19 protein-coding genes are annotated in these 17,928 nt (G+C 43.5%); 6 read left to right on the top strand and 13 right to left on the bottom strand.

What is annotated here, in order from left to right:
- Positions 1 to 234: 234 nt before the first annotated feature.
- Positions 235 to 1,668 carry an IS1/IS1595 family N-terminal zinc-binding domain-containing protein gene (locus QT987_RS22985; RefSeq protein WP_333244760.1) on the bottom strand — a complete coding sequence of 478 codons (1,434 nt, stop codon included), beginning with the start codon at positions 1,666 to 1,668 and terminating at the stop codon, positions 235 to 237.
- 362 nt (positions 1,669 to 2,030) lie between these two features.
- Between QT987_RS22985 and QT987_RS22990 the strand changes: the two genes are divergently transcribed.
- Positions 2,031 to 3,539: a UbiD family decarboxylase gene (locus tag QT987_RS22990; protein WP_333160993.1), complete on the top strand. Its 1,509-nt coding sequence runs from the start codon at positions 2,031 to 2,033 to the stop codon at positions 3,537 to 3,539.
- A gap of 173 nt (positions 3,540 to 3,712) precedes the next feature.
- Positions 3,713 to 3,985: a hypothetical protein gene (locus tag QT987_RS22995; RefSeq protein ID WP_333244763.1), complete on the top strand. Its 273-nt coding sequence runs from the start codon at positions 3,713 to 3,715 to the stop codon at positions 3,983 to 3,985.
- 190 nt (positions 3,986 to 4,175) lie between these two features.
- Here the strand turns inward: QT987_RS22995 and QT987_RS23000 are convergent, their stop codons facing one another.
- Genes QT987_RS23000 through QT987_RS23010 form a run of 3 tightly spaced genes read right to left on the bottom strand, consistent with a single transcriptional unit; the run spans position 4,176 to position 4,854 of the window.
- Complete coding sequence (locus QT987_RS23000) at positions 4,176 to 4,388, bottom strand: helix-turn-helix transcriptional regulator (RefSeq protein ID WP_333244766.1); 213 nt, start codon at positions 4,386 to 4,388, stop codon at positions 4,176 to 4,178.
- A gap of 20 nt (positions 4,389 to 4,408) precedes the next feature.
- Entirely contained in the window at positions 4,409 to 4,633 is a 225-nt protein-coding gene (locus tag QT987_RS23005; RefSeq protein ID WP_333244804.1) for a helix-turn-helix transcriptional regulator, read from the bottom strand.
- A gap of 8 nt (positions 4,634 to 4,641) precedes the next feature.
- Positions 4,642 to 4,854, bottom strand: coding sequence for a helix-turn-helix transcriptional regulator (locus tag QT987_RS23010; RefSeq protein WP_333244770.1), 213 nt, complete (start codon positions 4,852 to 4,854; stop codon positions 4,642 to 4,644).
- A gap of 532 nt (positions 4,855 to 5,386) precedes the next feature.
- On the opposite strand from QT987_RS23010, the gene QT987_RS23015 reads away from it, so the two are divergent.
- A complete protein-coding gene (locus tag QT987_RS23015; protein WP_333244773.1) occupies positions 5,387 to 6,175 on the top strand; it encodes a DUF4058 family protein in 789 nt (262 codons plus the stop codon).
- A 68-nt stretch (positions 6,176 to 6,243) separates the two neighbouring features.
- Here QT987_RS23015 and QT987_RS23020 read toward each other — a convergent pair whose 3' ends face one another.
- From QT987_RS23020 to QT987_RS23035, 4 genes are read right to left on the bottom strand one after another with little or no spacing between them, the layout of a single operon-like run.
- Positions 6,244 to 6,567 carry a type II toxin-antitoxin system RelE/ParE family toxin gene (locus tag QT987_RS23020; RefSeq protein ID WP_333244776.1) on the bottom strand — a complete coding sequence of 108 codons (324 nt, stop codon included), beginning with the start codon at positions 6,565 to 6,567 and terminating at the stop codon, positions 6,244 to 6,246.
- Positions 6,564 to 6,818: a hypothetical protein gene (locus QT987_RS23025; RefSeq protein ID WP_333125018.1), complete on the bottom strand. Its 255-nt coding sequence runs from the start codon at positions 6,816 to 6,818 to the stop codon at positions 6,564 to 6,566. Before QT987_RS23025 ends, QT987_RS23020 begins: the two co-directional genes overlap by 4 nt.
- Before the next feature lie 59 nt (positions 6,819 to 6,877).
- Positions 6,878 to 7,549: an ABC transporter ATP-binding protein gene (locus QT987_RS23030; protein ID WP_333244779.1), complete on the bottom strand. Its 672-nt coding sequence runs from the start codon at positions 7,547 to 7,549 to the stop codon at positions 6,878 to 6,880.
- A gap of 23 nt (positions 7,550 to 7,572) precedes the next feature.
- Positions 7,573 to 7,842, bottom strand: coding sequence for a hypothetical protein (locus tag QT987_RS23035; RefSeq protein ID WP_190663726.1), 270 nt, complete (start codon positions 7,840 to 7,842; stop codon positions 7,573 to 7,575).
- A 221-nt stretch (positions 7,843 to 8,063) separates the two neighbouring features.
- Here QT987_RS23035 and QT987_RS23040 point away from each other — a divergent pair, with 221 nt between their 5' ends.
- Complete coding sequence (locus QT987_RS23040; protein ID WP_333244782.1) at positions 8,064 to 8,195, top strand: hypothetical protein; 132 nt, start codon at positions 8,064 to 8,066, stop codon at positions 8,193 to 8,195.
- Between the two features lie 31 nt (positions 8,196 to 8,226).
- Here the strand turns inward: QT987_RS23040 and QT987_RS23045 are convergent, their stop codons facing one another.
- The 4 genes from QT987_RS23045 to QT987_RS23060 form a co-directional block, all read right to left on the bottom strand.
- Positions 8,227 to 9,927, bottom strand: coding sequence for a calcium-binding protein (locus tag QT987_RS23045; protein WP_333244785.1), 1,701 nt, complete (start codon positions 9,925 to 9,927; stop codon positions 8,227 to 8,229).
- Between the two features lies 1 nt (position 9,928).
- Complete coding sequence (locus QT987_RS23050) at positions 9,929 to 10,297, bottom strand: hypothetical protein (RefSeq protein WP_333244788.1); 369 nt, start codon at positions 10,295 to 10,297, stop codon at positions 9,929 to 9,931.
- A gap of 240 nt (positions 10,298 to 10,537) precedes the next feature.
- Positions 10,538 to 11,854 (bottom strand): patatin-like phospholipase family protein, encoded by a 1,317-nt coding sequence (locus QT987_RS23055; RefSeq protein WP_333244790.1) that lies wholly within the window; start codon positions 11,852 to 11,854, stop codon positions 10,538 to 10,540.
- A 32-nt stretch (positions 11,855 to 11,886) separates the two neighbouring features.
- Positions 11,887 to 12,318: a DUF1036 domain-containing protein gene (locus QT987_RS23060; protein WP_333244793.1), complete on the bottom strand. Its 432-nt coding sequence runs from the start codon at positions 12,316 to 12,318 to the stop codon at positions 11,887 to 11,889.
- A gap of 614 nt (positions 12,319 to 12,932) precedes the next feature.
- Between QT987_RS23060 and QT987_RS23065 the strand changes: the two genes are divergently transcribed.
- On the top strand, positions 12,933 to 13,445 hold the full coding sequence (locus tag QT987_RS23065) for a hypothetical protein (protein WP_333244796.1): 513 nt from the start codon (positions 12,933 to 12,935) through the stop codon (positions 13,443 to 13,445).
- Between the two features lie 299 nt (positions 13,446 to 13,744).
- Here QT987_RS23065 and QT987_RS23070 read toward each other — a convergent pair whose 3' ends face one another.
- Positions 13,745 to 14,392: a DUF1036 domain-containing protein gene (locus QT987_RS23070; protein ID WP_333244798.1), complete on the bottom strand. Its 648-nt coding sequence runs from the start codon at positions 14,390 to 14,392 to the stop codon at positions 13,745 to 13,747.
- Between the two features lie 247 nt (positions 14,393 to 14,639).
- Here QT987_RS23070 and QT987_RS23075 point away from each other — a divergent pair, with 247 nt between their 5' ends.
- Entirely contained in the window at positions 14,640 to 16,658 is a 2,019-nt protein-coding gene (locus QT987_RS23075; RefSeq protein ID WP_333244801.1) for an NB-ARC domain-containing protein, read from the top strand.
- The last annotated feature ends 1,270 nt before the right edge of the window (positions 16,659 to 17,928 follow it).

Consider the following 17,928-nt stretch of genomic DNA (forward strand, 5'->3'; position numbering starts at 1 on the left):
AAAGCATCCAGGATACAAGCCCCCGAATTTATCTGTGGGGTCAATGCTTCAATTCTTTAATCTCAAATCTAAAATCTAAAATCGATTGACCTCAATCTTGAATACGATCGCCAGGGAGTACATGAGCCTAGTCGAAGAGCGAGCGTTACCTAAGCACCTTGGCGACTGCTATAGCTTGTAAGGTACGTCCAAGCGCACCTTACCCTCACAATTTATGACTTTTGAGTCATATATTTAATCCGTAACTTTGGCGATCGCCACTTGATGCTCCTTACCCTTTTTCTGAACTTTGAATTTTTGGCATGACTGCAAAAAATCGTGAAAATTGCTCCCCAAATGCAGCGATTGCAGCTTTTTAGTAATTGGTTGACCGTATTGCTTGTGAAATTCGGTCGCTACCTGGTTAATGCCAATGTAATTGCCGGGAGATTTAGCAGTTAATGCCTGTACAATATTTGCTATAGATGCTTCCAGGGCGGCTGAGGACTGTGTTTTTGAAGATGCTGCTGCTTTGGGAGCGATCGCCACTTGATGTTCGTTACCGAGCAATTCCATTTTGAAAACAGACGGACGCGATTTAAAAAAATTAATTAGACTAGAATCAGGCAAAAAATTTTTCACAATTAAATCGGCATGACACTGATATTTAGTATAAAATTGTTTCTTGATTGTTGTGACGGGAATAGCATTTTGTTTTAAATCAACTATCGCTTTCGCAATCATTGCTACAAGTATCTTTTCTAAAGCATCCAGCGAATGAATCCCAATTGAATTGACTGACTTGGTTTCGGGAACTTTTTGGGATTCAATATCTAGATCCACGACAAGAGGAGTTATACACTCTTTAGTCCCAGAAGAAATTTTGTCTTCTGCTGACTCCGACAGTGCAGCAGGGGAAGTTGTAGAAGGGAAAACAATAGTGTGGCGCTCTTGAAAAAGCTCAGCCACACTAGAAAAACGAGCGATCCGCTCATCAATAGATTTGTGTTCAGCCTTCAACAACTCTGCAACTTGATTAGCCAATTCTGCAAAACTAGGGATTTCCTCTTCCCTTTCGCAAGAATAGTGCTTGCTCTCACCATTCTGACAGTTTTCTACAGACAAAACTGAATTTTGCCGACGCACCCGAAACACAGTCACTCCCTGATTTTGCAACTGATTGCAAAGATGATTTAACAAACCATCCGAAGAACAGACAAAAACTTGTTTTACATCCCGATATCGATATAAAATAGCCGCGCCAAAAGCAATCATTTTACCGTCAGCACTATTAGCACCGCCCGGAACGTGAATCAGTTCGTAACCGCGATCGTAAAGTTCAGCATCCAACTTGCCGATACTCGGATTTTTCCAGTTAGCAAAAGCAATTTTAACTTGCAGGGGATAGTCGCACAAATCGGCTAAGAATTGTTCTGTATTAACCTTAAGTTTCAGATTTTCGGCATCTAACAGCAAAATCGCAATCCCGCCGGACTCTGTGGTGGTTGCAGACTCGATTCCTTGCAGGATAACTTCGCTTAACCGTGTTTCCGTGCATTTGCGACTTAAAGACGGCGGACTGGGCGGGTCAAAAAAATGTTTGCGGCAAGCTTTGCAAAGATACCGCTGGTGCCCGTTGGGACGGCCGTTTTTACGAACTTCGTCAGATTCGCATCTTGGACATTTCATGTAACCCATTATGCAGCCTAGGATCGCGAATTAAATAACTTACAATTTTAATTGTTATTGTGGGATGGGCCTAAGAGCCCGTCCAAAAAGGACGGGCTCTTAGGCCCATCCCACTTTCAAGAGTGGAAGTTATTTAATTCTCATTCCCTACTCCCGAACCGAACAAGGCATCACCTATCTTCTTCTTTCTCTTCCTACCCTACCCTTCGGGAACCCCTGCGGGGAACGGGAACGGCTTCGCCGAACGTGCCCTTGGCGTCTTCGCGGTTCGTTAAATAGATATTCTTTGACGGGTTCAAGAGTAACTTGTGGCAGTCGATCAGCTCATAATAACAAAAGAACGTTAACAATTCTTAAAAAAAATGGCTAGAGACTTGCGGGGATTCCTAAAACTACTCGAAGAACGGGGACAACTGCGCCGGATTAGCGCCTTAGTCGATTCCGACCTCGAAATTGCCGAAATTTCCAACCAAATGCTGCAAAAAGGCGGCCCTGGACTGCTGTTTGAAAACGTCAAAGGGGCCGAATTCCCCGTCGCAATCAACCTGTTGGGTACGGAAGAGCGCGTTTGCTGGGCGATGAACATGGAAAAGCCGATCGAATTAGAAGAACTCGGCAAAAAATTAGGAATGCTACAACAGCCAAAACCGCCGAAAAAGATTTCCCAAGCGATAGAATTCGGTAAAGTGCTGTTCGACGTAGTGAAGGCCAAACCGGGGCGCGACTTTTTCCCAGCTTGTCAGCAAGTGGTACTGGAGGGAGAAGGGCTGGATTTGAACAAAATCCCGATGATTCGCCCCTATCCGGGAGATGCGGGCAAAATTATCACCCTCGGTTTAGTAATTACCAAAGATTGCGAAACGGGCACGCCGAATGTGGGGGTTTATCGGTTGCAGTTGCAGTCAAAAAACACGATGACTGTACACTGGTTATCGGTGCGGGGCGGGGCGCGACACTTGCGGAAAGCGGCGCAGGCTGGTAAAAAGTTGGAAGTTGCGATCGCCCTGGGAGTCGATCCCCTGATTATTCTCGCCGCAGCAACCCCAATTCCTGTAGATTTATCGGAATGGTTATTTGCCGGACTTTACGGCGGTTCCGGCGTGCAATTGGCGAAGTGCAAAACAGTAGATTTGGAAGTACCGGCGGACTCGGAAATCGTGTTAGAAGGAACGATTACGCCGGGGGAAGTTCTGCCCGACGGGCCCTTCGGGGATCACATGGGTTATTACGGCGGCGTGGAGGATTCGCCGTTGGTGCGGTTCCACTGCATGACGCACCGCAAAGACCCGATTTATCTGACCACATTTAGCGGGCGGCCGCCGAAAGAAGAAGCAATGATGGCGATCGCGCTTAACCGTATTTATACCCCTATTTTGCGGCAGCAAGTATCGGAAATTGTCGATTTCTTCTTACCGATGGAAGCCCTGAGTTATAAAGCGGCAATTATCTCGATCGATAAAGCATATCCCGGTCAAGCGCGCAGGGCTGCTTTAGCATTTTGGAGTGCTTTACCGCAGTTTACTTACACTAAGTTTGTGATTGTTGTCGATAAAAGTATCAACATTCGCGACCCGCGTCAAGTAGTTTGGGCAATTAGTTCTAAAGTCGATCCTGTTCGGGATGTATTTATTCTGCCGAATACGCCTTTTGATACGTTAGATTTTGCCAGTGAAAAGATTGGTTTGGGAGGCAGAATGGGGATTGATGCTACTACGAAGATGCCGCCGGAAACCGATCACGAATGGGGGGAAGTTTTGGAGTCCGATCCTGATGTGGCTGCGATGGTAGAAAGGCGTTGGGCTGAGTATGGTTTGGCCGATTTGAATTTGGGAGAAGTCGATCCGAATTTGTTTGGATATGAGATGAAGTAGGGAAGGAATCGTAAAGGCGCAGAGGAGAAGGGGAGAGCGATAATTTCTCCCTTTTTTTCGTAATTTTGATAAACTTAGAGTAACGTTCAGTCACTTCTGAGATTTTCAGTATGTTGGAATGGTTGCTCAGGCTTAAAAATGCAAAATGAAAAATTAAAGATGGAGGATAGACCATGACATCACAACTTCAACAAGCCATAAATCTGGCTCAGTCACTTTCCTTCATAGAGCAGCTTGAACTCCTAAAAACACTATCCACAATCATTCAACAAACCCATTCTCTAGAAAAAAAAATCACGCCCGAAGCAGACACAGATTTTTCAGGAGAAAGCTTTCGCACATCCTGGCGCCAAGCTGTAACCGGACAAACTCTACCCCTTTCTGAACTTTGGGAGGGCATCGAACAAATATCTTGCATTTGTTGCGACATTCCGGCAGGGGTTTAAACCCCTGCCTCAAAACGAAAGTCCACGCTTTGTGGACTGAAGAAATGATTGATTCAAAATTTAAAAAAAAGGATTGAAGCGGAGAGCGATCGCTTTTTCAGTCGTCTTTAGACGACTTGAGCTTTGAGGCGGGGGTTTCAACCCCCGACGGACTGTTGCAAGAAGTGCAAAAACTAAATCACAAATCAGTTTACCGTTCCAAAACCTCAACCAAATCTTCCACCATCAAATCGAAGACAGCAGCAAGTTTCTGCAAAGCCGTGTAGTCCACCGTTGCCATTTTGGGAGCTTGGGCGTATTTTTTAACCGTGCTGTAGGGAATGCCCGTTCTCTCGGAAACTTCTTTCAGCGTCCAACCCTTTTCCTCAGCTAGTTCTCGAACTCGCAACCGTATTAGCCCCATCTTCCCGCTGACAAATCAGTTTACTGTTCCAAAATCTCGACTAAATCTTCGATCGCAATATCGAAGGCACGGGCCATCTTGTCCAAAGCCGTGTAGTCAACAGTTGCCATACCTGGAGAACTGGCATAGGTGGCGATCGTGGTATATGGAATACCTGTTCTTTTGGATACTTCTGTCAGATTCCAACCCTTCTCTTGAGCAAATTCTCGAACTCGCAGCCTAATTCGTCCCCTATTCCCAACGATTAATCAGCCTACTCTTCCAAAATCTCAACTAAATCTTCGATCGCAATATCAAACACGCGAGCCATTCTGTTTAAAGCTGTGTAATCTACCGTTGCCAGCTTGGGAGAATGGGCATAGCTTCTAACCGTACTGTAAGGAATGCCCGATCGCTCAGAAACTTCTTTAAGCGTCCAACCCTTCTCTTCAGCTAGTTCTCGAACCCGCAACCGAATTAGACCCATCTTGCACTTGACAGTCGATACGAACGTATCATAAGATTAATATTATCAAATTAGCGATCGCCCTCCGACCTGAGAAATCAAGGGCGAACGCCTTTCCTTTACCACCCACAAAAGTGGGCAGAACACATCTATGATACCAAAACAATCGACATATCGCGATCGACTTCAACCGGGAGTGCATAATTCGCCACCTCCCCAACTGTCAGCGCTTAACAGTCGCCCGTTTCAGCCGTCGCCCCGATGCCGAATCTTACCTAAATGCACTGCGCCGCTTAATGCCCGCAGTCCCGCATACAATTGTTTTCGTGAATGCGCTGTCTGTCTTAGATGAAAACAGCGTTCCAATTCCGACGCAATTGTCGATCGAAGTTTAAGCGTTGAAAAGTGTGAACAACAGGTAAGATGCCGGTTCCACCAACATTAAAATATGTTGTGGGGTGGGCCGGAGAGCCCGCCCAAGAAACAGGCAAGATGCCTGTTCCACAAATATTCAACTAAACTAGAAATAGATTTGAGTCAAGGAGTCACATCAATGCCATCTCCCTTTCCCGGTATGGACCCGTATTTAGAGCATCCTGAACTCTGGCCTGCCCTACATCACTTGTTAATTAGTGAAATTTTTAGGTTTTTGTCTCCCCAACTGCGTCCTAAGTATTTAGTCTCGTTGGAAGTGAGAATCTATGAAACCGCTGACGACAATTTATCAATTGGCATTCCTGATGTAAACGTAATTCAGCCAAGAACTACAACCGAATTAATCACATCAAACGTAGCCGTTGCAGCGCCACCAACACAACCATTGACAGTAAATATTCCGATGCCCTACCAGGTTCGGGAAGGCTATTTAGAAATTAGAGAAAGAGGAAACCAAGAACTAATCACCCTGATTGAAATCCTCTCGCCTAGCAATAAGCGCACAGGAAAAGGACGACAAATGTACGAAGAAAAGCGAGAAGAAATTTTATCCAGTCGCACTCATTTAATTGAAATAGATTTATTGCGGCGCGGTCAAAAAATGCCAGTTATTGGCAATGACATTGAAAGCCACTATAGTGTTTTGGTGTGTCGGGGAAATCGCCGTCCCAGAGCAGATTTGTACGCTTTTAACGTGCAGAACCCGCTCCCGGCTTTTCCTTTACCACTGCGATCGGGCGATACCGAACCTATAATCAATTTGCAGGAATTATTCACTCAAATTTACGACATAGCAAGTTACGACCTCAAGATAGATTATCGCAACTGGGAACTCATACCAGCACTGTCAGAGGCCGATACAATTTGGGCAGATGCTTGGTTGCGCGATCGAGGATTGCGAGATTAATTTGGTATCAAGCTGGCACGCTGCTACCTTATCTTGAAGCTCTTCACCTTCCAATGCTTCATGGCTACTCACTCACACGATCGATCCTCATCCGATTGTGAGAATAGAACCCGTAAATCCCGATAACCGCTGACGACTCGCAAAACTTCAATACCTTCCTCAATAGCACGATAGAAAATTAGGTAATCATCGATCGGGAAACTTCGCACCTTGGGAGCCAGCTCATCCCGCTTCCGTCCCATATTGGGAAAGCTTGCCAACCTCTTGCACTGATCGTTAATTCTATTGAGCAACCGTTCCGCAGCATCAAAGCTGCTGTTATCAGCCACATAGTCAATGATGGCTTCGATATCTCGACTGGCGGGAACTGTGAACCTGCAAACATGGCTCATTGACCTACCTGAGCTTGCTGCTGCCGTAGTTTGTCCCGCAACCTTTGAAACATCACGTCAGCATCGATGACATCTCCTCGATCCGCCGCATCAATTCCGATCTGCACTTCTTGCTGGAGTTCCTTAAACCGCCCTTTATAGATATGCTCCCACTCATCCGAATCCAAAAACTCGATGAACGCTAACACCTCTTGTTGCTTTTCAGGTGGCAACACCCGCACCTTATCGATGATGGCTTCTTCAACGGTCATTTTTTTGCTCCTAGCGACTCTTTGACTTCTACAGCTATTTTACGTCCGCTACTTAACAGCTAAACATCTTGACTTTGCATCAACCGCTGCTTCAAACGCGCCGGATCTCCCCGATCGACCACTTCGCCCTTTTCCAACAAAAAAGCCCCATCACAATAATTCAACTCATCCAAACGGTGAGTCACCCACAAAGCCGTAATCCCGCGATTTTTCACCAACCGCTGCACCGCCGCCACCAAATCCAACTGAGAATCAGGATCTAACAAAGCCGTCGGTTCGTCCAACAGCAGAATTTCGCAGTGACGGGCGATCGCCCCAGCAAGAGCAATTCGCTGCTTCTGGCCCCCACTCAAAGCATAAATCGGTCGCCGCTGCAAATCCAGCAAATTCACAGCCTCCAAAGCCTCCGCCACCCTCTCCCGCACCTGAACGTTAGAAAGCTTTTCCTCCACCAAACCAAAAGCCACATCCGCACCCACCGTCGGCATCACCAATTGGTGATCCGGATTTTGGAACACAAAACCCACTCGCCCACTCAGGTCAATTTCCCCCGACTGGGGGTGCAGCAGCCCAGCCATCAGCCTCAACAGCGTAGACTTGCCGCTGCCGTTAGTGCCCAAAAGCATCCAAAACTCGCCCTTGGGTACATCCAGAGAGCAACCTTGCAACACTCGATCGCCCGACGGCCAGCAAAAACCCAAATCCCGCACAGCAACGGCTGATTGGCTCATATCGGCACCAACACCCCCAGCCCTCATTCTGCTGTCATCGAGACAAAACCAGGGGATCGGCCTGTAGATGACGCCCCCGATTTCTGAGAAACCACCACCCCAGAAATCTCGCTGCTGAGTACAGCCACCTTTTTCTCAGGATTTTTCTCGCAGGTGAGTTCCAAAATTTGCGGTTGGGAGTTGCGAATCGCCGCCAGTACCTGCTGGTAAACAGTCTCAGCGTCTTCCTCCAACTTCCGCTGCACCGACAGCGAGACGGGCGTATTTTTCACAATGATGTCAATGCTGAACATTCGGTTTAAAAAAATTAACTGTAAGATCCCAATTTTAAGTATAGGTGCTGAGGAGCAGAAGAGGATGATGGGATGGAAAAGATGGGGGGGTGGGGAAGATGAGGACAGTCATTCGATTTTAGATTTTAGATTTTAGATTTTGGATTGACTTGCGCGAGATCAATTCGGGGGCTTGAGGATTTTAGATTTTAGATTTTGGATTGATCCCACGGATAAATCACGTGGCGGGTACCACCTTTGAAATTCGTGGTCATGGACGCAACTGGCACACGGTGATGAGTGCGATCGCCCCTCGCACAGGAAGAATACAAGTGCGATCGCCTCATCTCAAACTCAAAGGCGATCGCGATTAATTCCACTCAAATAGAGTGGACAAAGCCCATGCTACAGAATCACAAAAGCATTTGTCGTCAAAGTGCTTTTCGCCACCCCTTGAACGATACCCAAATAACTGGAGTCGGCTTTAACTTTAATTGCTATAGAATTGACAGCAGGTTGTCCAGTCAGAGTCAAACTGACATTTTCAAAGGAGAGGCCGCCAAATGTATTCCCGTCGGTGAGACCAATTTTGTCCCCAGTCTTGAAGTCTGTAATCACATCTGCATCTGTTAAACTGAGCGCTGCTATCTGTCCCCCAGCTAAGACAAATGTATCGTTTCCATGGCCACCGGTGAGAAAATCTTGATGGCGATCGCCATAGAGAAAGTCATCGCCACCACCACCAGTCAGGCTATCTTTCTCTTTACCGCCCCGGATAGTATCATTGCCTTCTCCTCCGGTAAGAGTATCGTTGTCATTGTTGCCTAATATATCGTCGTCGCCAGCACCACCTTCAAGGGAATCTGACTCTTTACCGCCGGATAAACTGTCATTACCAGCACCTCCGTCAATTGTATCGGCTCCTTGCATTCCGTTAACCGTATCAGCGCCACTGGTGCCAATAATATTATCGCTGCCAGATAGGGCTAAGATTTGTTTGCCAGTAGCAGTCGAGGGCAGTGAGAACAGCAAAATATCATCCTTACTGTCTGAGAGGTTGTAAAACAGGCCCGTAACAGTGTTTGCTGATTGCCCTGTAGGATTACCTGGGCCGGGGGCATTAATTGTTGGTGTTGCGATATCTACAGGTGTACCGAAAATCTGTGGCGATGTTCCCCCATTAGAAATATCTGGCAATGTAGAACCGTCGGGTACTTTTCCACCACTGCGCCCTAGTTGCAGAGTTTCGCCACTCCGAGGGGTTAATGTGACGCTACCTTGAGCAACACTGACCTGTAAACTGTAATCAGCAGCAGAAGCTGTGGAATTGGGAAATGTAGTGTTACTGCTGACGCGGATTCTGTAATCAATACCTGCGCGCGGAACAGTAAGCTGTGAGTTCAAACCGCCGCCGCTGTTATTATCTGAGACAAAAATTTCGGGATTCTTAGGGCTGATGACTGCTACGAAAGGGTCAAAGCCTATTGTTGTACTGCTAAGGGAAATTTTGAGCGGTTCGTTGTCGAGTGATGTACTTACGAGAAATTCATCAGCAAGTGTGTTACCACCTATACCTGGAAAAGTAAAGTCTTTGTTGACATCCAATTTACCAGTTAATGCAACGGTACTGCCCGTTAGAGGGCTGCTAAAGTTGCTACCTCTTGGAACTAAACTGACATTACCATTAGGAACGCTGGCCTGTAAAGTGTAGGGATAAGTAGACAATAGGTCGGTAACAGAATCTACGCTAAAGACGCGCACTTTGTACTTGGTAGTGCCGTCAATTGTCAAAGAATCAGGAATTGTTGAAATGTCAAATATATCACCACTTTGGGAAGGCTGACCAGGCGCAATCAATGAGTTTGTACTAATACCACCCTCATCGTCATTATCAGCAAGAACCTTACCCGTATTGGCATCTATAATTTCTAAGAATGTGTCAAATTTGCTTTGATCTGTAGCGTCAAGAGCAAGTGTGATTCCTTGCCCGATTGCATCTGTATTTAAGTCATATTCATCCAGCCAGGTATAGCCGCCGATATACCTAGCTGGAAACAGAAAGTCATTGTTATCCAACCGACTCGTTTTTGTATCAGAAGTTGTCATTCTAGTTTGCCCTAATGTAATAGTACATTTCGTCATGTCCCACAACCTCATGTGCTGTCTTAGCAGCTTTTCCAACAGGACCAATACAAGAAGATGACCCTATATTAATCCCCCAATTAGCACCTATATTGATTGGCTTGCCATCCCAGCGTAAATTTTGACTACCTGGTTTGATATTCCAAACAGCAAATGCGCGACCGTCACTGTCAGGGTGAGATAATATAACAGTTACAGTTGGATTGGTCTCATTTATAATCAATATTTTACCAATGGGATAACCAACTTTTCCACGGAAAAGTTTTTGGGATGCTGCGGGATCAAACCTTTCCCAGCAAGTCTGACTTTGTGCGGGGAGTGTTTTATAAGTCAAAGCAATAGCTGTGTATAAAATAATGACAGAGGTGACAAGAGTATGGATGCAAACTCTAGTTTTGAATTTCCTAATTCACTTGCCTAAAAAATTAGAAATCAAGGTTTTTATTTGCAGGACATCTTTATCCAGTAAGTTTTTTCAGTGCGTGAGTTACTTCTGTAGGGTGCGCGATTGCCTTTAAACTGAATGTCAACTCAATAGTGGGGAAATACTAGCGTACCCTACGACTCACTCAAGTTAGGCACTCGCAGCCACCAGAGAACCTAAGAAGGAGCGATCTGATGAGGTCAGAGACTCAACAAGCTTAGTCATATCATCCTTGCATTCCTGAGTTTCCAAGAACCTTTCTGCTATCTCAACCAATAAATCGAGATTATCGGGATCAGCACTAAAAGCACTAACATTTTCTTTTAGAAGTGGTTGAAAGCGAAAATATTCACTCTCTCCCTTAAGCAATTGTTTGGCAATATAATCAGTAGCATCAGTTGAACCATCAGAAAATACATCCATCAGAGGGATATTTCTTAGCAAGCTTGTCCAATTAAAGCCACCCCACCCTTTCGCTTCCCGAACTGTAATCCGATTCAAAGTCCAACCGGAACCAAAAGAAGCCACAACAGAAGGAAGAGTCTTAAATTGTGTCCGACATTCTGCGATCGCACAAAGTACAGGGTTATTAGCAACTATACCGCCATCAATCAACGGAATACCGTCATCAGGGACTTTTATGTTTGGTTCTTCCCCTGCTTTTTTCGCCTTTTCTTTAAGAGATTTAAGAAATTCCTCATTCTGGGTAACGTGAGCAGGAAAAGCAACAGGCGCAGCGCAGGAGGCTCTACAAACTTCCCATACTGGCATCGTTTTAAACTCTTCTGCGTTGTTTTTGAAGATTACAGCATCGTGATTATAAACATCGTAGCTTGGGACGATCACTAATTTTGGCAACTCACCAAGTTGCTGACAGCCAAATATATCCTTTAGTACGTCCTCCAGACCTTCGCCGTCATAGACGGGTTGACTCATAAATTTCTTGGTATCTTCCTTACCTCTATGCAAGAGGTTAAAAGTGTCAAATTCACTAAAATCTATCTCTTCATTCAGTAACCGCCAAATTAAACTCCTCAAAGTGTCTTTTAGTGGAGGGAAAATTTGGAGGCCAGTGTACCGGTACAATTCCTTCATTTCCTTGGCTGAAATTCCGTTGGCAATTCCACAGGCTAAGAGACTACCTGTCGAAGTTCCTGCAATGATATCAAAGTAATCTCTTAATTGCCGATCCGGGTTCTTTGCTCTTAGCTGTTTTTCTAGCTCTTCTAGTAAAGCAGCCGTTAAAATACCGCGAATTACACCACCGTCACAAGAAAGAATACGGTAAGAATCTTTTGGGAAATTATTAGTAAACATCTCTTTTCCTTCACTGAGTAATCTGTTGAGGAGACTTTGAACTTTGGCAATGGAGTGAACATTAATTAGAGAGGACGTAGGCAAGATTTGTCTATCAACACTATCGATAGGTAGCGCGTTAATAACGCACACTATTAATGGAGTTTTCACTGAGATATTCTGTACATTTCACTCTGTTAGAGTCACTCAGTGAGAGTGTATGTAAAATTCTTGGCGTTACCTGTGTCTACCTGTTCAAAGCCCTTCCACTCACCATTAGATCCACAGCGTCGATCTGAACTAGCCATTGTAAACTCAGATTCCACGGTACAAAAACGATGATTCCCACCCCACTGTCCTCCACTTTCACTTACACCATAAACATAATAAAACCTGTTTTTGAGCGAAGGATGATAGGTTGTAGCACATTCACCTGATTTGAGCCTGTACCAACCGTGTGAAGTCCAACCCCCGCCTTCAGGATATGCAAAGGCTACCGTAGCTGTTGAACCTGATTTATTACAGACCTTAAACCAAGCCTGTGCTGGTGGAGAAAATGAAAACATACCAACAGCCAATGTAGCTGAACCAAGAACAAATGTTGCAAGAGAAGTGCGAAAATTATTAATTTTCATACCTGTGCCTCCTGGAGGCTCTTAACTGTTTCTAAACACAGCTTAACCTCATAACCTCAGCCCCCACAGTGGGAAAAAGTCATAAAAAGCCAGCACTTTATATGAAGATTTGATAAATACAGTAAAAAAAAGTAAAAATAGTCAGAAAAAGTAATAACGTATGAGAAAAATCACTTAGTCAGCGTTTTAATATCACAGCTCATGACCCTCGAAAAAAGCGATCGCTGTGTTTATAGTCAGAACTTAAGCACAACTAACGCAATTCTGTCATTGCGAGGCTTCCGAAGCAATTCCAAACCTTTGCCACACCATTACAGTGCGTAAATCCTAATAGCGAGCGTGCTAATGCTGAAGTGTTACAAATTATTAAAGTATAATATAGCAATACTCCGGACAGTTTTTGGAACGAGACTACAAGCTTACGCGGGGCAAGAAGCATAAAAAAGTCGAATTAAATGCCTGTCAGGGGTGGAGCTGACATTGATTTAATTATCCACAGTGGCTCAAAGTCAAGCGAGCATAAGCCATTGGGCCATATAAAAACTGTCCGGACTATTGATATAGTATACTAATATAATAACTGTGACATAATTCAACAATTATGAGGTGTAAAAATGTGTGTCGTCAAAATCTTGGAAAAAAATTCCGAGCGAATTTCCTTTAAAGTTGGAAAAAAAGGCAAATTTTCAGTGAGCTTCATCGTCATAATGGTTGTATTAATTTTAGGGTTCTTCCTTTTATTGTTGCCGATGTGGCTCTCTGATATTGGTGGCAATTTATTTTCAATATGTCTCCTGTTGGGAGCCGTCGGTTATGGCTTTTATACGGTTGGTTATACAATTCGGTCTTCATTATGTACTTTCAATTTTAAAACCAATCAAATTGAAGTGTTTCAAGAAAGTCCAGTCAGAAAACATAAAATTAATCAGAGTATTGATAATTTCTTGAACTTCACGATCATAGAGTCATCTTCAGGGAGTGAATATGGAATGATTTCAACATTTTCGGTCTATCTCACCCTTGTATCTAACAAAAATATCTATTTAGGGAGTGGGAGCATTGAAGAAAAACAAATAGACTCTCTAGTGTTGGACGAAATTCAAAACTGGATTGAAAGGAATAAATAGTCTAATTGATGACCAGTGTAAAAAAATGCAAGATAGCCCTGAATAAATTAACCTCAACCTTCATTGACGGTTGAGGATTTCGAGTTATTTGAGGTTGGTAACGATCGCCATACCAATTTCTGCTTCTCGTCTGGAAATCGGATAAAGGTTGAAGCAGAAATGTTCTGTCACCCCGATCTTTGGGACCAAATAGATGCCAAAAATATAATTGGATGATGTCAACACTTGTATAAATTACCTCACCCAATCAAAGCCTCAAACTTGTTTTAAATCAGGAAAGATTTTATGTCATTTTACATCTATTGGTTAATGGTGAAATTTGTATGAGCTTTCATCTGCCAAAAGCTTTCCAAATGCCCCCCTATCTGTTCGCATGAAGATCCTCGTTTAGATTGACCATCAATTGTCAAAGAAAATCTGGAGTGTGGTTCCGCCTCTTCTGTTTGAGAGCTATACGCCTGATTAGAAACACAAAATTCAGCTATACGCTCAAACTGAGCTGGAACCTTAACCCCACTTTTTGAGGTTATCCGTATGTAGATGCTCTTTCCCTTGGTTTGTGTTTCGTAGACAACCTTGGATTCACCTGGATTAACAGACCACCAGCCTTTAGAAACCCAATAAGGGTGGGTCATTACTGCAAGGCTAGATGTGCTTCCACCCCCTGAAGAACTTCTCATAGGAATATACTCTCCATAGGCAACAGACAGAGGTTCATTACTTTGATTGATGAGGGTAAAACTCTCATAAATTTCACTCCTTCTTTGTGGCATTGGAGGATTAATGTTGTTTCGTATAGTCTTCGTTGGAGAGTCCCACTGACGGGGATTACAAGTAATATCAAGAAAACCACACCCGGCTAAGGCTCTATTCGGAAGGTCAAATAAGGGTAATAAAGAACCGAATAAGCCCACAGAAGCTAATACAAATATTTTTCGATTAATCATGACTGTACCTCTCTGAAATAGACGCATCTTGACCTCACAGTTTGCAATTTTCTTCTTGTTCCTGCGAAAATCATTTTATAAACACACAATAACCTTCTCACCTCAACCTCCACAGTGGGAAAAAGTCAGAAAAGGCCAGAAGTTTATATGAAGATTTGATAAATAAAGTAAAAAGAAGTAACAATAGTTAGAAAAAGTGATAGTCTATAAGAGTAATTACTTAGTCACTGTTTTACACTTACAGCTAATGACTCTCGAAGAAGCCTTAGCCATTTTAGACACCCTACTCAAACCAGGCCACTTAAACGACGTTCAAGACCTAGTATTCCGCCAATCTTGGCAAGGAAAGTCTTATCAAAACATGGCGGATACATCAGGATACGATGCCGACTACTTAAAAGATATCGGTTCCCAATTATGGCGAACAATTTCTTTGGCATTGGGAACTCAAGTCACAAAACGCAATATTCACTCAATCCTTGAATCATGTACACGCCCGTCTCCAGATAAAACACCGACAACAACATCACCCCATTTGCCCGATTGTTGGGCTAATTGTCACCTTTGGGAAGCTTTGGGCTTAAAACGTTATCCAGAGGAACAAGCGATCGCCTTCCCAAATCCTTCCTTAGTAACAAAAACCCACCACAATTTATCAGAGGCGATCGACGTTTCTATTTTCTACGGGCGTAGCCAAGAATTAGCTACTCTTAAACATTGGATTTTACAAGATCGTTGCCGCTTAATTACCATTATAGGTATGGAGGGCATTGGTAAAACTGCTTTATCGGTAAAGTTAGCCAAAGAAATTCAAAGTGAATTTGAATTTGTCGTCTGGAAAAGCCTTCGGAATAGTTCACCTTTACCAGAAGAATTAGCTAAACTTATCCAATTTTTTTCAAACGAGCAAAATACCGATTTAACCCAGGTTGTAGGCGAACGTATCTCTCTTCTCATCAAGTATTTACAGGAACATCGGTGTCTGATTATCCTTGATGATTTAGACTTCCTTTTCCAGAGTGGTAGCTATGCAGGTACTTACCGCGAGGGATTCTCTAACTACAGCCAACTTCTGAGACAAATTGCTGAAACCAATCACCAAAGTTGCGTGTTAATTGTCAGCAGAGAAAAAGCGAGAGAAATTGCATCTTTAACCGGAGCAACTTTACCCGTCCGATTCTTGCAACTGCAAGGTTTAGCACCAGTCGCAGCCAAGGAAATCCTCAAACTTAAGTCTTTAATAGGAACCGCTGCTGAAGAAGCGGAACTAATAAAATGCTACCAAGGTAATCCTATAGCTTTAAAAATAGCAGCGAGTTCCATACAAGATTTATTTGCGGGAAATATTCGAGATTTCTTAGAACAAGAAGAAACTATTTTTAATGGCATTCGCCTTTGGTTAGATGAACAATTTAATCGCTTATCTCCGATAGAGAAACAAATTATTTACTGGTTAGCCATTAACCGAGAACCAGTTTTGCCTACAGAACTTCTAAATGATATCGTCCCGCCCGTTTTCCACGCAGAATTATTAGAAAGCTTAGAATCTCTCCAGTGGCGCTCTCTCATTGAAAAAGCCGCAATTCAAGTCCCGGAAAAAAGTATTTTTGGCTTCACTCAGCAGCCATTAATCAGAGATTATATCACAGAAAAAATAATTGAGCAACTCTACCAAGAAATTACTAGAGAAGAATGCAATAGTTCTACATCCTCTTGTTCCTTGTTTCCTTTTCTTCAAAACTATGCTCTGATTAAAGCTACAGCCGAAGAGTCGGTCAGGAAAAATCAAATTAGCGCCATTGTTACGCCTTTAATTTCCCGACTCCTAGTTACCTACAACACCACCGAAAAGTTAGCCGAAAAACTAAATTACATTTTAATCAAATTAGCAGAGCAGGGTGTAGCACCCGGATATGGGGCTGGTAATATCTTCAATTTATTATGTCAACTTCAACTAGATTTAACGGGCGCTGATTTTTCTGATATCACTATTTGGCAAGCAGATATGAGGGGTGTTAATCTGTACCAAGTCAACTTTTCTGGATCTAATTTAGCCAAATCGGTTTTTAGTAGACCCAGAGAAAATAGTCATAATTTAGTTAGAGATGACCGCGAACAAACGATTGAATTTTCAACGGTTGAAATGCAGAAATATGGAAAAAATCTCTCCCATTCAAGAATTTATGAAGGCATGAATATCAAGGGCGTTACAGGTTTAACTCAAGGGCAAAAATCCTTGCTAAAAGCTTTAGGTGCTGTCGAGTAAGCTGTCAAATTATTTAATTTGGCAACTAAAAAGTCCAGATGTTCCGATGTTTATCGTTTAGTTGGTGGGTGATGCTGTGGGGCTAGGCCACCCTAAAGCGCTTGTGACAGTTCCTAAGTCTTGCGGGTTCGTAACCGTTTGTGATAAACCTAGTTAAATCTATAGGATTTAACCTAAAATGATTACAGGTAAAGCCACCGCAAACGCCAAATCGTAAAACGCCCAATCGTAAGCAGTTCTTTACCGAATATGACAGCCAAGACAACATTTTTGTTAAATCATTGAGGCGGATTTTGATTGACAGAGAAAATGGGATGCAAGCCCCGTCCTAAAAGGACGGCTTTATGCTATAGTTTAATTGGTTGAAATCCCCACCTAAGATTGCAGCGATATATACTCATCTTGAGTTGAAACCGGGACTGATCCAGTAATAGGGAAAGACCCAAGGGCAATGGTTAAAATCCAACCTGGAAGCAAAACAAAGTATTGTTAATGTTTTTTAAACAAAACGATACATATAGTCGGGATAGGGCATTGCCACGACTTAAAATGAACATGGAGGCGCTCGTAAGACTACTTCGGTAGCATTGGTCGATGAAGTGTTAAGAATCCTCTCGCCTTTAGGCAGGGGAGTATGTCAAAAAAGTAATTCCCCACTAGGTTGAGGGAATAGGGGGCTTGCCGTTTAGCATCTGGGTGCTAAATTCACTCAAAATGTCGATCGCTAGCAATCTCTAGTTTTTAACCAGCGGTTGCTCAATCATTTTCATGCTCAGCAATTGCCCGATCGCTCAGAAACCCGGATTCTCTCCTACTCGATTGAGAGAGAAACCCGCTTGCTCAATCATTTTCCGGCTTTGAGCAATTGTCCTGAGATCAGAAACCCAGATTCTCTCATACTCGATTGAGAGAGAAACCCGCTTGCTCAATCATTTTCCTGCTTTGAGCGATCGGCCGATCGCTCCGAAACCCAGTTGATCTATTGCCTTGCCCGTCAGAACTACCAACTTACTCAAAACTTAAAATTCGCTCTTGCTATTGTAAAGATTTCCCTTTATAATCATCATCAGCGGTAAAGAAACGTAAATTATATTCACACTCCACTCATTTTATGCTACAGCAGAGCTATGAGGTGGGAAGTTGTGACTAGAGACAGATCCGTTGTAATTATATCCATTTGGAGATTTGCGTAAATGACAATCGCAGTCGGACGCGCCCAGACCGAAAGAGGCATCTTTGATGTACTCGACGACTGGCTCAAACGCGATCG

Origin of the sequence: Microcoleus sp. SVA1B4, assembly GCF_036700545.1 — a bacterium.
Classification (GTDB): Bacteria; Cyanobacteriota; Cyanobacteriia; order Cyanobacteriales; family Microcoleaceae; genus Microcoleus.